The sequence below is a fragment of the Methylobacterium sp. Leaf89 genome (genome assembly GCF_001422215.1).
Classification (GTDB): Bacteria; Pseudomonadota; Alphaproteobacteria; order Rhizobiales; family Beijerinckiaceae; genus Methylobacterium.
The window spans coordinates 41,558-56,509 of the sequence record NZ_LMML01000027.1; the positions used below are offsets into that span (position 1 = coordinate 41,558).

Consider the following 14,952-nt stretch of genomic DNA (forward strand, 5'->3'; position numbering starts at 1 on the left):
CATCAAACTCGTCGACGACACCACCACCGCCCCGGCCGTGAGCCCCGGCATTCCCGGCCTGAGCGAGGCCGATCGGGCGGCTTTGCGGCGCGCCGTCGAGGCGCTGGAGAAGCCCGGCCTCGCGGCGCGGCTCTCGGCCGTGGCCGGCGCGCCCCTGGACATGATCGGACGGGCCCTGCCGGCGCAGGTCACCGACGCGGTGTCGCAGGCGACGGAGAGCGCCATGCGCGCCTCGCTCAAGGTCGCCCTGGCGACGCTGCCGGAGGGGCGCGCGATCGCGGTTCCGGCCGATCCGCTTCTCGCCGGTCCGGCCGACACGGATTCCGCGACGGTCCGCACGACCACGCGCCTGGCGAAGTACCTGCCCTCCAGCGCCTTCGGCCACAAGGCGATGGCCGCCGTCTCCGGTGCCCTCGGGGGCGCCTTCGGCCTCGCGACGCTCGCGATCGAACTGCCGGTCTCCACCACCCTGATGCTGCGCTCGATCGCGCAGATCGCCCGGGAGGAGGGCGAGGACCTCAGCGATCCCGAGAATGCCCTGGCCTGCGTGCAGGTCTTCGCCCTGGGCGGACGCGAGGCGGCGGGCAGCGCGCTCACCGAGAGCGGCTACTTCGCCGTACGCGCGGCCCTGGCCAAGACGATGGTCGAGGCGGCGCGCTATGCCGGCAACCGCGCCCTCCTCGACGAGGCCGCGCCGGCCCTGATCCGCTTCTCGACGCAGATCGCGGCCCGCTTCGGCCTGGTCGTCTCCCAGAAGGTGGCGGCGCAGGCCGTCCCCATCCTGGGAGCCGTCGGTGGGGCGGCGGTGAACGCCGCCTTCATGGACCACTTCCAGTCCACCGCCCGGGCGCATTTCACCGTGCGGCGGCTGGAGCGGCTCTACGGGGCGGAGCCGGTCCGGGCCGCCTACGAATCCGAGAAGGCGATGCTCGGCCTCTGAAGCCACGCGCCCGGGCGGGCCTCCTCGCAATCAGGCTTTCGGATAGCGGCGCGCGAGGAGGTCGTGGACGAGGCGGGCGGTCTGCACCTCGCCCCCCTCCGGCCGGCCGGGTTTGGTGGACGGGTTCCAGCCATACAGGTCGAAATGGACGTGCGCCCGGGTTCCGGGGGCGAAGCGGCGCAGGAACAGGGCCGCCGTGATCGCCCCGGCGAAGGGGCCGCCGGAGACGTTGTTCAGGTCGGCGACCTTCGAATCGAGCAGGCGCGCATAGGGCTTGTGCAGGGGCAGGCGCCAGACCGGATCCTCGACGGCGATCCCGGCCTCGGACACCGCCGCGGCCAGCGCCTCGTCCTCGGTGAAGAAGGCCGGAAGGTCGGGTCCGAGCGCGACCCGTGCCGCACCCGTCAGGGTGGCGAAGTCGAGGAGCAGGTCCGGTGCGTCGGCATCCGCCAGGGCGAGGGCGTCGGCGAGGATCAGCCGCCCCTCGGCATCGGTGTTGCCGATCTCAACGGTGAGCCCGGCCCGGCTGCGGATCACGTCGCCCGGACGGAAGGCGCTGCCCGAGATGGCGTTCTCCACGGCCGGCACGATCAGGCGCAGGCGCAGGTGCAGCCCCGAGCCCATGACCATGTCGGCGACCGCCAGGGCGGCGGCGGCGCCACCCATGTCCTTCTTCATCAGCAGCATGCCGCTGGACGGCTTGATGTCGAGCCCGCCGGTGTCGAAGGCGACGCCCTTGCCGACCAGGGTCACGCGGGGCGCGTCCGTCGGTCCCCAGGCGAGGTCGATGAGGCGCGGGGCCCGCGGCGAGGCCGCCCCGACCGTGTGGACGAGGGGAAACGCCACGGCGAGGTCTTCCCCGGTCACGACCGAGACGGTGGCGCCGTGGCGCTCGGCGACCGCGCGCACCGCGGCCTCGATCTCGGCCGGACCGAGATCGTTCGCCGGCGTGTTCACGAGGTCCCGGCCCCGCGCCACGGCCTCGGCGATGCGGATGACGGCCGCACCGTCGACCCCGTCCGGCACGACGAGGGCCGGGCGCTCGGAGCCGGCCTCGCGGTAGCGTGCGAAGCGATAGCTCCCGAGGAGCCAGGCGAGGGAAGCGGCGCCGGCATCGAACCCGTCCGCGGGAACGAGGCGATAGGTGCCGGGCGGCAAGGCGCCGGGGAGCTTGCCGGCGATCAGCGGATCGCTGCGATCGCCCAGGCCGAACAGGATCTGCCCCAGCCGACCGTCGGCCGCCGGGAGGAGGGCGATCCGCCCGGCCTTCGGCACGAACTCGGTCGCGCGGGCATAGGCCGCCTGCGGGGCCGGCAGCGCCGCCTCGACTTGCGGCCAGCTCTCTGGAGTGACGCCGAGGATCGGGATCGCGTCGCCCGGATCGGCAACAAGGCGGGACAGAGTCTGGATCATGGCGCTCGCGAGGGCAGGGGCGGGAGATTAACGGCGGGTTAGGGTTAACGCTCTATCACCGGGGCAACGGGAGCGCGAAGCGCTCGCCGGAGCAAATCCTAGGCCCCTGCGGGCCGTCGTGGAGCGCGTCATGGTCCGGCCGCTGGTCAACTTCTCCCGGGTGCGCCCGATGCCCGTCCTGGCGGCGGCGCTCGTGGCGGCCCTCACCGCCGGTTGCCAGTCCCGGTCGCCGGAAACGACCGGCTCCATCGGGGGGATCTCCCTTCCGGGCTTCGGCCGCTCCCCGAGCCCCGCCGTCATCAGCCGGCGGGAGGTCGAGGCCCTCGGCGAGAAGTACGCCGCCGACCAGAACGACCTGTCGCTGGCCCTGCGCTACGCCCAGGCCCTGCGCGCCACGAACCAGAAGACCCAGGCCGTCGCGGTCCTGCAGCAGGCGGCCCTGCGCAACCCGAAGAACAACACCGTCCTGGCTGCCTACGGCAAGAGCCTGTCCGAGGTTGGCCGGTTCCAGGAAGCGGCCGACGTCCTTCAGAACGCCCACACGCCGGCGCGTCCCGACTGGCGCGTCCTCTCCGCCCAGGGCGCGGTGGCGGACCAGCTCAACGACCATACCCGGGCCCAGGGCTTCTACGAGGCGGCGCTGAAGATCCAGCCGGACGATCCCGTCATCCTGTCGAACCTCGGACTTTCCTACGCCCTCGGCCGCCAGCTGCCGCAGGCCGAGGCGACCCTGCGGCGGGCCTCCGAACAGCCCCGCGCCGACGCACGGGTACGCCAGAACCTCGCCCTGGTGCTCGGGCTGCAGGGCAAGTTCGCCGAGGCGGACGCCGTCTCCCGCCAGGATCTCTCGCCCGAGGAAGCGGCCGCCAACACCGCGGCGCTGCGGGCCTTCGTGGCGCAGCCGAACAGCTGGAAGGCGCTGAAGGCCGCGGATGCCCGCAGCGCCCGGCCGATGCGCCCGGTCGCCTCTGGCCCGGCGGAATGAGGCCGTCTGCCCCCGATGGGGCGGGTGACTTGAGGTTAACCGCAGGTTAAGGCCCACGGCCTAGTTACAAAATGGACAGGACGCGGAGCGACGCCAGCCCGCGGCTGTGCCCCCGGAAGAGGAGAGCGCGTGCGTTGGGGGACTGATCGCTGGCGCTTCTATCGGCTGATCGGACGCGAAGTCGCGCGCTCGGTGCGCGACACCTATGCCCGGGTGACCGGCCGACCCGATATTCTGGCCCGCGCCCGCGTCACAGCGCTCGTCATCGCACCGCACGACCTGCGCACCAGCGACGCGACCTTCGCCGACGACATCTATGCCGGCCTGTTCGTCTTCGCCGGGCGCTCCCTGTCTGTGAGCGGTCGCTCGCCCTTCGACTACGCACCGCCCTCTCCGGAATGGGCCGACATCCTCTACGGCTTCGGCTGGCTGCGCCACCTGCGCGCGGCCGATACGGCCCTGGCCCGCGCCAATGCCCGCGCCTTCGTGGCCGATTTCATCGCCGGCCGGGGCGACGCGGCCCTCGCCCGGCCGACGCCGGTCGCCGCCCGCCGGCTGATCTCGTTCCTGTGCCAGTCGCCCCTCGTCCTGGAGGGGGCCGACCACGCCTTCTACCAGGCCTTCCTGAAGGCCCTCGGCAAAACGGCCCGCGACCTCGAGAGCGACCTGCGCCGGAGCATCGCCCCGCAGAACCGCCTGCTGGCGGCGGTGGCGCTCTGCTACGCGGGCCTGTGCTGCGACGGCATCCAGGCGATCCTGCGCCGCTCGACCCGCATCCTGGTGCGGGAACTCGAGCGACAGATCCTGCGCGACGGCGGCCATCGCAGCCGCGATCCGCGCTTCGCCATGGAACTGCTCCTCGACCTGCTGCCCCTACGCCAGAGCTTCCTGTCGCGCAGCATCGACCCGCCGGAAGCGCTCCTGCACGCCATCGACCGCATGCTGCCGCTCCTGCGCCTGCTCCGGCACCCCGATGCGTCGCTGAGCCACTTCAACGGCATGGGCGCCACGGCGGCCGACCACCTGGCCACCCTGCTGGTCTACGACGGCGCCCTGGCCCAGCCGATGATGCACGCGCCGAATTCCGGCTACGAGCGCCTGGAGGGCGGCCGGGTCCTCGTCGTCGCCGATGTCGGCGCGCCGCCGCCGCTGCCCGATTCCATCAACGCCGGGGCAGGGTGCCTGTCCTTCGAGATGTCGAGCGGCCCCCAGCGCATCGTCGTCAATTGCGGCCTGCCCGCGAGCGGACCCGAGTTGCGCCGTCTCGCCCGCAGCACCGCCGCCCATTCCACCGCGACGGTCGGCGACACCTCGTCCTGCCGCTTCCTCGTCGGGGGGGGAGCCTGGTACGAGCGCTGGGCCGTGACCTGGCTCTCGCACCGGATCGGACCCGTGATCCTGCGCGGCCCGCGCGACGTGAAGTCCGAGCGGACGACGGAGGAGGGCGCCACCATCCTGGCGGCGCGCCACGACGGCTATGCGGGCGATCTCGGCATCGTCCACGAACGACGCTGGCGCCTGGCGAGCAACGGCAACGTCCTTGAAGGCGAGGACGCCTTCCTGCGCCCGCCGACCGGCAAGCGGGGCAAAGCCCGGCATCGGCCGCAGGAGGTGGCGGTGCGCTTCCACCTCCATCCGGCGATCGCCGCGCGCGGTCTCGACGACGGCCGCCTCGAACTGACCTCGCCGATCGGCGAGATCTGGCATTTCGGCGCGGAGGGCGTGCCCGTGGCCCTGGAGGAGAGCGTCTACTTCGCGGGGATCACCGGCGCCCGGCGCACCGACCAGATCGTGCTCTACCTGCCGGTCGCGGACGACACCCGCATCCGTTGGGGCTTCGCCCGGGTTCCGGCGCGCCAGGGCTGAGGGGACGACTGGCCGCAGCGCACAATTTCATGGTAGGCGCCGCTCAGTTTCTCGTCGCTTGCCTCCGGACGCAACGCCATGTCGCATGACCAGGTGCGGGTCACCCGCGCACTCCTCTCCGTCTCGGACAAGGACGGCCTCGTCGCGTTCGCCACCGCCCTCGACCGCCTCGGCATCGCGCTCGTATCCACGGGCGGGACGCACAAGGCTCTGCGCGAGGCCGGACTCCCGGTCACCGAGGTCGCCGACCTGACCGGCTTTCCCGAGATGATGGACGGGCGGGTGAAGACCCTGCATCCCGGCGTCCACGGGGGCCTGCTGGCGGTGCGCGACAACCCCGAGCATCAGGCCGCCCTGGCGGCGCACGGGATCCGCGCCATCGATCTCCTGGTGGTCAACCTCTACCCGTTCGAGGCGACCGTGACGAAGGGCGCCGCCTACGACGACTGCGTCGAGAACATCGACATCGGCGGCCCGGCGATGATCCGCGCCGCCTCGAAGAACCACGCCGACGTCGCGGTCGTGGTGGACGTCGCGGACTACGCCGATCTCCTCGCCGAGCTGGAAGCGAATGCCGGCAGCCTGCACGCGCAGACCCGCCGCCGGCTCGCCCAGAAGGCCTACGCCCGCACGGCGACCTACGATGCGGCCATCGCCAACTGGCTCGCCGGCCAAATCGAAAGCGCAGCGACGCCCACCTATCGGGCTTTCGGCGGCAGCCTCGCCCAGCCCCTGCGCTACGGTGAGAATCCCCACCAGAGCGCGGCCTTCTACCGGTCTCCCGGCCTGCCGCGCCCGGGCGTCGCCACGGCGCGCCAGCTCCAGGGGAAGGACCTGTCCTACAACAACCTCAACGACACCGACGCGGCCTACGAATGCGTGGCCGAGTTCGACCCGACGCGCGCGGCGGCGGTGGCGATCATCAAGCATGCCAATCCCTGCGGCGTGGCCGAGGGCGCGAGCCTCGTGGAAGCCTACGAGCGTGCCCTCAGCTGCGATCCGACATCCGCCTTCGGCGGCATCGTCGCCCTGAACCGCCCCCTGGATGCCGAAGCCGCGCGCCGGATCGTCGAGATCTTCACCGAAGTGATCATCGCACCGGACGCCACCGCGGAGGCGATCGCGATCGTCGCGGGCAAGAAGAACCTGCGCCTCCTCCTGGCCGACGGCCTGCCCGACCCGCGCGGGGCCGGCGAGACCGTGAAGACCCTCGCGGGCGGCCTCCTGGTCCAGGCCCGCGACGCCGCGGTGGTCGACGACATGCCGCTGACGGTCGTCACGCAGCGCGCGCCGTCGGAGCGCGAATACGCCGACCTGCGCTTCGCCTACCGGGTCGCGAAGCACGTCAAGTCGAACGCCATCGTGTATGCGCGCGACGGCGCGACGGTCGGCATCGGAGCCGGACAGATGTCGCGGGTGGATTCCGCGCGCATCGCCGCCTGGAAGGCCGCCGAGGGCGCCAAGCGCCTCGGCGCGACCGAGAGCCTGGCCAAGGGCTCGGTGGTCGCGTCCGACGCCTTCTTCCCCTTCGCCGATGGGCTGATCGCGGCGGCGGAAGCCGGCGCCACGGCGGTGATCCAGCCGGGCGGCTCGATGCGCGACGCCGACGTGATCAAGGCCGCCGACGCGGCGGGTCTCGCCATGGTGTTCACCGGCCACCGCCATTTCCGGCACTGACGCCTCGCCCGGGCGGCTGGGAACGGCTACGCTTCTTCGAGTCCACGAGGCCCGATCCCATGACTCATACGCACCAATCCAGCCGCCGCGACGAGCGCCGGGCGGCGGGCAAGCGCCTGCGCGAGCAGGTCTCGCGGGAGTCGCACGCCGACTGGCGGCCCGCACCGCAGCGCGATCCCCTCGCGGTCCTCGAGGCCGGAGAAACCGGCCGGCTCGCCGAGCTCGTGCCCCTGCGCCGCGAGCGGATGCGGGCCGACCCGTTCGCCTTCCTGCGCGGGGCCGCCGCCGTGATGGCGGCGGACCTCGAGGGCGTACCGGTGCCGGGCATCCCGGTTCAGGCCTGCGGCGACTGCCACATCGGCAATTTCGGCGTCTACCGCAGCCCCGAGGGGCAGACGCTGTTCGACATCAACGATTTCGACGAGACCCTGTGGAACGTCGACTTCACCGTCGACGTGAAGCGCCTCGCCGCCAGCATCGCCCTGGCCGCCCTGCCGCACGGCGCGGACAAGGCGCGCCGTGCGGCGCGGGCCGGCGTCCGGGCCTATCGCGAACACATGCGCGAGCTCGCAGGCCTCTCGCCCCTGGCGATCTGGCACAGCCGGATCGACCTCGACCACGAGGTCGGGCGCCTCGGCGACGGCGACCTCTGCCGGCGCCTCCTGTCCGAGGCCGGGACCGAGAATACCGATGGCCTCAGCCGTGGCGACGTGCCCACCCTCGCGGTGGCCCCGCACGAGACCGACCCGGTGGAGTGGCGCATCGCCGACAAGGCGCCAATCATCTTCCACGAGGGGCCCCGCGGCCTCACCGAGGCGGTGCGCGACGCGGCGGCGGCCCTGCTCGCCTACCCGCACAGCCTCACCGCCGACCGCTGGACCCTCCTCTCGCGCTACGCGCAGCGCGACGTCGCCTTCAAGGTCGTCGGCATCGGCTCGGTGGGGCTGGTCTGCGCCGTCGGGATCTACAGCGACGCGGACGGCGCCCCGCTGTTCCTGCAGATCAAGGAAGCCCGCCCGTCCGTGATCGGCCAGCTCGCGCTCAAGCCCTTCAGCGTCGCCTCGGAGGGCCAGCGGGTCATCGACGGCCAGCGGATCATGCAGGCGGCGAGCGATCTCTTCCTCGGCACGACGGTCTCCGACGCGAGCGGCCGCTGCTACTACGTGCGCCAGCTGAAGAACCGGAAGCTGTCGGCGGTGGCGGAGATCCTCGCCGAGAGCGGGGCCAAGCCCTACGCCCGGCTCTGCGGCACGACCCTCGCCCGCGCCCATGCCCGCTCGGGCGATGCCGCGATGATCGCCGGCTATCTCGGCAAGGGGTCCGCCTTCGACGAGGCGGTCGCCGACTTCGCCATGGCGTATGCCCGCCAGAGCATCGCCGACCACGCCCTGCTGGTCACCGACTTCCTGACGACGCCCGAGCCTCAAGCCACCTGAAACGAAAAGGGCCCCGCCTCGCGGCGGGGCCCCTCGGGGGAGAGCCGGCCTCAGCGGACCGGGTTCTCGTCGTAGGTGAAGATGTCGCGGTCCTTGGTCTCCGGGATGAAGAGGAGGCCGATGACGAAGGTCATCGCCGCGATCGCGATCGGGTACCACAGGCCGTTATAGATGTTGCCGGTCTGGGCGACGATGGCGAAGGAGGTGGCCGGCAGCAGGCCGCCGAACCAGCCGTTGCCGATGTGATAGGGCAGCGACATCGAGGTGTAGCGGATGCGGGTCGGGAACAGCTCCACCAGGGCCGCCGCGATCGGGCCGTAGACCATCGTCACGTAGAGGACGAGGATCGTCAGGATGCCGATGACGATGAGCTTCTGGCCCGTGAAGATGTCGATCGGGTTGGCGACCTTCACGATGGTGGCGTTGCCGGCGGGCGCCGGGTAGCCGGCGGCGGTCAGGGCGGCGGGAACCGACTTGGCGAAGGCCGGGTCGGCGACGGGGAAGTCCTTGCCCGCGATGGTCACGATGGTCGGCGCGCCCGCGGCGACCGGCTCGGTGGTGTAGTTCACGGCCGAACGGGCGAGCAGCGCCTTGGCGACGTCGCACTCCTTGGTGAACTTGGCGGTGCCCACCGGATTGAACTGGAACGAGCACTCGTCCGGGTTGGTCTTGACCACCACCGGCACCGTGGACTGCGCCTGGTAAAGCGCCGGGTTGGCGTTGGCGGTGAGCTGCTCGAACAGCGGGAAGTAGGTCAGCGCCGCGATCAGGCAGCCGCCGAGGATCACCGGCTTGCGCCCGATCTTGTCGGAAAGCGCGCCGAAGAACAGGAAGCCGCCGGTGGCGAGAAGCAGCGACCAGGCGATCAGCACGTTGGCGGTGAACTGGTCGACCTTGAGAATGCTCTGGAGGAAGAACAGGGCGTAGAACTGACCGGCGTACCAGACCACGGCCTGACCCGCGGTGAGGCCGAGGAGCGCGAGCAGCGCCCACTTGGCGTTGCGCCACTGGCCGAAGGCCTCCGAGAGCGGCGCCTTCGAGTGGGTGCCCTCTTCCTTCATCTTCTTGAAGGCCGGGCTCTCGTTCATCTGCAGGCGAATCCAGACGGAAATGCCGAGCAGCACGCAGGAGACGAGGAACGGGATGCGCCAGCCCCAGGCCTGGAAGGCCGTGATGGTGGTCTGGGTGCCGTCGGCGGCCGTGGTGACGGTGGGCGCGTAGGCGCCGTTCACGTAGCCCTGCGTCGACAGGATGATGACCAGCGAGAGCAGCAGGCCCAGCGTCGCCGTCGTCTGGATGAAGGCGGTGTAGAAGCCGCGGCGGCCGCGGGGCGCGTGCTCGGCCACGTAGACGGCGGCGCCACCGTACTCGCCGCCCAGAGCCAGGCCCTGCAGCATGCGCAGCGCCAGCAGCGTCACCGGGGCGACCCAGCCGATGCCGTAGCCGTTCAGGGTGTCGTAGGAGGGCAGCAGGCCGACGCAGAAGGTCGAGATGCCCATGATGAGGATGGTGATGAGGAAGGTGTGCTTGCGCCCGACCATATCGCCGAGCCGGCCGAACACCAGGGCGCCGAAGGGCCGGACCAGGAAGCCCGCCGCGAAGGCCAGCAGCGCAAAGATGTTCCGCGTCGCTTCCGGGTAGGCCGAGAAGAACTGCGCTCCGATGATCGTCGCGAGCGATCCATAAAGGTAGAAATCGTACCACTCGAAGACGGTACCGAGGGAGGAGGCGAGGATGACTTTCTTCTCGCCGGCGCTCATCGGCCGTGTGGCCGAATCGCTGACGGGAATTGCGCTGGACGCAACCATGGGACGTTTCTCCAAGTCTTGTTTTGCCCAGGCGTAGTCCGCCCGTGACGTGTTGGACCCTGCGGCGACCGCAGCACTGCGGCAAAAGCTGCCCGGACTGTTCAGCCCGCGGCTCGCCTGAGCCTAAGTCTGAGGACCCGCGGCTCGATGCTAGGCCATGCCACGTTTTCGCCCAAGTCCCCCGACGACCGCGAGAGATCGAATCCAGATATTTTTTTAGCCGTCCGCGAAGTTTTTTTGTCTTTGGCCGGGATTAAAGTCGGGCCCGGAAACGAAGAGGGGCGCGACTCGCGTCGCGCCCCCCTCGAGTGGCCTTCGTTTGCGTCAGCGGCGGCTAGTGCGCGTGGGCGCCGTCGGCACCGATTCCCGTCTCCGAGCGAACGAACTGCGCGTCGAACAGTGCGCGCTCGGCTTTCGCCCGCCGGGTGTTGTCGAGCTTCGAGACGAGGAAGATCGTCAGGAAGGCCAGCGGCATCGAGAACAGGGCCGGGTTGTCGTAGGGGAAGATCGCCACGGGATTGCCGAAGGTCGTCACCCAGACTGCCTTCGACAGCACCACCATCCCGACCGCCGCGACGAGGCCGACGAGGCCGCCGATAAGGGCACCCCAGGTGGTGGTGCCCTTCCACAGGATCGACATGGTCAGGACCGGGAAGTTGCAGCTGGCCGCCACCGAGAAGGCGAGGCCGACCATGAAGGCGACGTTCTGGTTCTCGAAAACGTAGCCGAGATAGATCGCCACGATGCCGATGACGACGGCGGCGATCTTGGAAAGCCGGACCTCCGCCGCCTCGTTGGTGCGCCCGCGGGCGATCACCTGAGCGTAAAGGTCGTGGCTGACCGCCGAGGCGCCGGCGAGCGTCAGGCCCGCCACCACCGCCAGGATGGTCGCGAAGGCCACGGCCGAGATGAAGCCCAGGAAGTACGGGCCGCCCACCGCGTTGGCGAGGTTCACCGCCACCATGTTGGTGCCGCCGATCATGCCCTTGAGCTTGTCGAAGGCGCCGGCCGCGTCGAGGGAGAAGTAGGCCGGGTCGGACATCAGCAGGGCGATACCGCCGAAACCGATGATGAAGGTGAGGATGTAGAAGTAGCCGATCAGGCCGGTGGCATAGAACACCGACTTGCGCGCCGCCTGGGCGTCCGACACCGTGAAGAAGCGCATCAGGATGTGCGGCAGGCCGGCCGTGCCGAACATCAGGCCGACACCCAGCGAGATCGCCTCGATCGGATTGTTGACGAGGCCGCCCGGCGCCATGATCGCGTCACCCTTGGGGTGGGTGGCGACGGCAGCGGCGAACAGGGTCTCGGGGTTGAAGCCGTACTTGTACAGCACGGCGCCGGCCATGAAGGTCGCACCGCCCAGCAGCAGGCAGGCCTTGATCACCTGCACCCAGGTGGTCGCCTTCATGCCGCCGAAGGCCACGTAGACGATCATCAGCACGCCGACGATGATGACCGCGTAGAGGTAGGGCAGGCCGAACAGGAGCTGGATCAGCTTCCCCGCGCCGACCATCTGGGCGATCAGGTAGAACGCCACCACCACCAGCGTGCCGGTGGCCGATATGATGCGGATCGAGGTCTGGTCGAGGCGGAAGGAGGCGACGTCCGCGAAGGTGAACTTGCCGAGGTTGCGCAGGCGCTCCGCGATCAGGAACAGCACGATCGGCCAGCCGACGAGGAAGCCGGTGGAGTAGATCAGGCCGTCGAAGCCCGAGGTGTAGACCAGGCCCGAGATGCCCAGGAACGAGGCGGCGGACATGTAGTCGCCCGCGATGGCCAGGGAGTTGGTGCCGGCCGAGATGCCGCCGCCGGCGGCATAGAAATCGGCCGCCGACTTGGTGCCCTTGGCGGCCTTGTAGGTGATGCCGAGGGTGAACAGCACGAAGAACGCGAACATGCCGATGGCCGGCCAGTTCGTCGCCGACTGCTTGACCGCGCCGAGATCGGGGCCCGCGGCGTAGGCCGCCGTCACCGCCAGGGCCGCCAGAGCGGTGCCGAGGACGAGGGGGTGCTTCGCGCGGATCATCGGCCGAGATCCCGCTTGAGAGCAGCGGTCAGCTGGTCGAAGCGGCCGTTGGCGCGCTGGACGTAGATGCCGGTGAGGATGAAGGCGAGCACGATCACGGCGACGCCGAGAACGAGGCCCAGGGAGGCGGTGCCGCCGCCGATCTTGACGGCGAGCAGCGCCTTGTCGAAGGCGATCAAGCCGATGAAGCCGAAATAGATCAGCAGCATGATGATGGTGAGGGTCCAGCCGAAGCGTGTCCGCTCGTGGACCAGTTCCTTGAAGTGCGGGCTCTGCGCGATCCGCGCAGTCTCCAGATCGGCCATGACGGTTTTCTCCCAGGGATCCGCCTCTTGTCAGGGCGGCTTCCGGATTGAAGGCGTGTAAATTGTCGGCGCAGCAAATTGCGCGGACACGGGGTTGCCGTATCCGCGCGATCGAAGGGAACGGGGCGCTCAGTGCGTCCGGTTCTGACGATTCTCGATGAGGTCGTCGACCACCGCCGGCTCGGCGAGCGTCGAGGTGTCACCCAGCGAGGAGAACTCGTCCTCGGCGATCTTGCGCAGGATGCGGCGCATGATCTTGCCCGAGCGGGTTTTCGGCAGGCCCGGCGCGAATTGGATCAGATCCGGTGAGGCGATCGGACCGATCTCCTTGCGGACCCAGGTCACGAGTTCCTTGCGCAGTTCCTCCGAGCCCTCCTCGCCCTCCATCAGGGTGACGTAGGCGTAGATGCCCTGGCCCTTGAGATTGTGGGGATACCCGACGACCGCCGCCTCTGAGACCTTGGGGTGCGCGACGAGGGAGGATTCCACCTCCGCCGTGCCCATCCGGTGGCCCGAGACGTTGATGACGTCGTCGACGCGGCCGGTAATCCAGTAATAGCCGTCCGCGTCGCGGCGGCAGCCGTCGCCGGTGAAGTAGTTGCCCGGATAGGTCGAGAAGTAAGTCTGCTCGAACCGCTCGTGGTCGCCGTAGACCGTACGCATCTGGCCGGGCCAGGAATCCTTGATGCAGAGGTTGCCCTCGCACGGCCCGTCCAGCGTCTTGCCCTCGGCATCGACCACGATAGGCTGGACACCGAAGAACGGCCGCGTCGCCGAGCCCGGCTTCAGCTTGGTCGCGCCCGGCAGGGGCGTGATCAGGATGCCGCCGGTCTCGGTCTGCCACCAGGTGTCGACGATGGGGCAGCGGGAATCGCCCACGACCTTGTAGTACCAGTCCCAGGCCTCCGGATTGATCGGTTCGCCGACCGAGCCGAGGACGCGCAGGGACGCGCGGGAGGTCTTCTTCACCGGGCCTTCGCCACCGCCCATGAGCGAGCGGATCGCCGTCGGGGCAGTGTAGAAGATGTTGACCTTGTGCTTGTCGACCACCTCCCAGAAGCGGGAGTTCGATGGATAGGTCGGGATTCCTTCGAACATCAGGGTCGTCGCGCCGTTCGCGAGGGGCCCGTAGACGATGTAGGAGTGGCCAGTGACCCAGCCGACATCGGCCGTGCACCAATAGACCTCGCCCTCGCGGTAATCGAAGACGTACTGGTGTGTCATCGAGGCGTAGACGAGGTAGCCGCCGGTGGTGTGGACGACGCCCTTCGGCTGACCGGTCGACCCCGAAGTGTAGAGGATGAAGAGCGGGTGCTCGGCCTCCACCGGCTCGGCCGGGCATTCGTCGGTGACCTGGGCGGCGGCCTCGTCGTAATAGACGTCGCGGCCGGGCTTCATGGCGATCGACGACCCGGTGCGGCGCACCACGACCACGTGGTCGACGCTGTCCTGGGGCAGGCGCGCGATGGCGGCATCCACATTGGCCTTGAGCGGCACCTTGCGGCCGCCGCGCAGGCCCTCGTCCGCCGTGATGACCATCTTGGAGGCGCAGCCCTCGATGCGCCCGGCCAGCGAATCCGGCGAGAAGCCGCCGAACACGATGGAGTGGATGGCGCCGAGGCGGGCGCAGGCGAGCATCGCGTAGGCAGCCTCGGGGATCATCGGCAGGTAAATCGTGACCCGGTCGCCCTTGGACACGCCACGATTGCGCAGGACGTTGGCCATCTTGCCGACTTCAGAATGAAGCTGGCGATAGGTGATGTGCTTGGACTCGCTCGGGTCGTCGCCTTCCCAGATGATCGCGACCTGATCGCCCCGCGACGCGAGGTGGCGGTCGATGCAATTGTAAGCGACGTTCGTCCGCCCGTCCTCGAACCACTTGATCGAGATGTGACCGGGCTCGAAACTCGTGTTCTTCACTTTCGTGAAAGGTGTCATCCAGTCGATGCGCTTGCCGTGCTCGCTCCAGAACCGCTCTGGATCGGCGACAGAGGCCTCGTACATGGCCAGGTACTTCGCGTTGTCGACGTGGGCGCCCTCGCTCCACGTCGAACGCACTTCGACCACCTTCTCGTCCATCGCGTTGTCCCTATCGGTGCCCGATCGTATCGCGACTGTTCACGCAGCCGGGTCTTCCAAATACCGTCATAGGCTCAACGAGATATTCCCCGCAAGCACCCATATGGCGCGGTGCGGGACAGGACCGGTCTTTTGTCTGAACACTCGTCAGTTGCACCCAATGCAGATGCCGGTCTCGACCTTCTTGTCGATGGCGCGCTGCTTGCGGGTGGTGTCCGACACGCGATCCTCTTCGGGGGCGGCCGCCCGGCCTGGAGGCTTGGTCACGCCGGTCGAAGTGATATTCCGGAACTGGCCGGCCGATCCTAGATTCGGCTCGGTGCCACTCTGTTGGGCCAGGGCCACCCCCGGCAGACCGATCGCCAGACCGGCGATCAACGTCAACGCACGCATCATCGTCTCCATGGCAGGGGA

General features: G+C 69.5%; 11 protein-coding genes. 5 read left to right on the forward strand and 6 right to left on the reverse strand.

The features are described from left to right. Position 1: 1 nt before the first annotated feature. Entirely contained in the window at positions 2 to 940 is a 939-nt protein-coding gene (locus tag ASF18_RS10420) for an EcsC family protein (RefSeq protein WP_244472666.1), read from the forward strand. Positions 941 to 970: 30 nt separating this feature from the next. Here the strand turns inward: ASF18_RS10420 and ASF18_RS10425 are convergent, their stop codons facing one another. After that, positions 971 to 2,353, reverse strand: coding sequence for a leucyl aminopeptidase family protein (locus tag ASF18_RS10425; RefSeq protein ID WP_056351316.1), 1,383 nt, complete (start codon positions 2,351 to 2,353; stop codon positions 971 to 973). A 130-nt stretch (positions 2,354 to 2,483) separates the two neighbouring features. Here ASF18_RS10425 and ASF18_RS10430 point away from each other — a divergent pair, with 130 nt between their 5' ends. From ASF18_RS10430 to ASF18_RS10445, 4 genes are all read left to right on the forward strand, one after another. Then, on the forward strand, positions 2,484 to 3,338 hold the full coding sequence (locus ASF18_RS10430; protein WP_056351320.1) for a tetratricopeptide repeat protein: 855 nt from the start codon (positions 2,484 to 2,486) through the stop codon (positions 3,336 to 3,338). 129 nt (positions 3,339 to 3,467) lie between these two features. After that, on the forward strand, positions 3,468 to 5,204 hold the full coding sequence (locus ASF18_RS10435; protein WP_056351323.1) for a heparinase II/III family protein: 1,737 nt from the start codon (positions 3,468 to 3,470) through the stop codon (positions 5,202 to 5,204). A 78-nt stretch (positions 5,205 to 5,282) separates the two neighbouring features. Next, positions 5,283 to 6,881, forward strand: a complete 1,599-nt coding sequence (gene purH, locus ASF18_RS10440) for a bifunctional phosphoribosylaminoimidazolecarboxamide formyltransferase/IMP cyclohydrolase (RefSeq protein WP_056351327.1) — start codon at positions 5,283 to 5,285, stop codon at positions 6,879 to 6,881. Positions 6,882 to 6,940: 59 nt separating this feature from the next. Next, complete coding sequence (locus ASF18_RS10445) at positions 6,941 to 8,317, forward strand: DUF2252 domain-containing protein (protein WP_056351330.1); 1,377 nt, start codon at positions 6,941 to 6,943, stop codon at positions 8,315 to 8,317. A gap of 50 nt (positions 8,318 to 8,367) precedes the next feature. Here ASF18_RS10445 and ASF18_RS10450 read toward each other — a convergent pair whose 3' ends face one another. From ASF18_RS10450 to ASF18_RS10470, 5 genes are all read right to left on the reverse strand, one after another. Beyond that, entirely contained in the window at positions 8,368 to 10,125 is a 1,758-nt protein-coding gene (locus ASF18_RS10450; RefSeq protein ID WP_056274489.1) for an MFS transporter, read from the reverse strand. Between the two features lie 334 nt (positions 10,126 to 10,459). Next, positions 10,460 to 12,154, reverse strand: coding sequence for a cation acetate symporter (locus tag ASF18_RS10455; protein WP_056222351.1), 1,695 nt, complete (start codon positions 12,152 to 12,154; stop codon positions 10,460 to 10,462). Continuing rightward, positions 12,151 to 12,459, reverse strand: a complete 309-nt coding sequence (locus ASF18_RS10460; RefSeq protein WP_056222348.1) for a DUF485 domain-containing protein — start codon at positions 12,457 to 12,459, stop codon at positions 12,151 to 12,153. Before ASF18_RS10460 ends, ASF18_RS10455 begins: the two co-directional genes overlap by 4 nt. Before the next feature lie 129 nt (positions 12,460 to 12,588). Next, positions 12,589 to 14,538: an acetate--CoA ligase gene (gene acs / locus ASF18_RS10465; RefSeq protein WP_056351332.1), complete on the reverse strand. Its 1,950-nt coding sequence runs from the start codon at positions 14,536 to 14,538 to the stop codon at positions 12,589 to 12,591. A 147-nt stretch (positions 14,539 to 14,685) separates the two neighbouring features. Continuing rightward, positions 14,686 to 14,943 carry a hypothetical protein gene (locus tag ASF18_RS10470; protein ID WP_056222342.1) on the reverse strand — a complete coding sequence of 86 codons (258 nt, stop codon included), beginning with the start codon at positions 14,941 to 14,943 and terminating at the stop codon, positions 14,686 to 14,688. Positions 14,944 to 14,952: the final 9 nt, after the last annotated feature.

What these genes read in the sequence shown, in the direction of transcription:
- ASF18_RS10425 (WP_056351316.1), bottom strand. Translation starts at nt 2,353, where the DNA reads ATGATCCAGACTCTGTCCCGCCTTGTTGCCGATCCGGGCGACGCGATC.
- ASF18_RS10430 (WP_056351320.1), top strand. Translation starts at nt 2,484, where the DNA reads ATGGTCCGGCCGCTGGTCAACTTCTCCCGGGTGCGCCCGATGCCCGTC.
- purH (WP_056351327.1), top strand. Translation starts at nt 5,283, where the DNA reads ATGTCGCATGACCAGGTGCGGGTCACCCGCGCACTCCTCTCCGTCTCG.
- ASF18_RS10445 (WP_056351330.1), top strand. Translation starts at nt 6,941, where the DNA reads ATGACTCATACGCACCAATCCAGCCGCCGCGACGAGCGCCGGGCGGCG.
- ASF18_RS10450 (WP_056274489.1), bottom strand. Translation starts at nt 10,125, where the DNA reads ATGGTTGCGTCCAGCGCAATTCCCGTCAGCGATTCGGCCACACGGCCG.
- ASF18_RS10455 (WP_056222351.1), bottom strand. Translation starts at nt 12,154, where the DNA reads ATGATCCGCGCGAAGCACCCCCTCGTCCTCGGCACCGCTCTGGCGGCC.
- ASF18_RS10460 (WP_056222348.1), bottom strand. Translation starts at nt 12,459, where the DNA reads ATGGCCGATCTGGAGACTGCGCGGATCGCGCAGAGCCCGCACTTCAAG.
- acs (WP_056351332.1), bottom strand. Translation starts at nt 14,538, where the DNA reads ATGGACGAGAAGGTGGTCGAAGTGCGTTCGACGTGGAGCGAGGGCGCC.
- ASF18_RS10470 (WP_056222342.1), bottom strand. Translation starts at nt 14,943, where the DNA reads ATGGAGACGATGATGCGTGCGTTGACGTTGATCGCCGGTCTGGCGATC.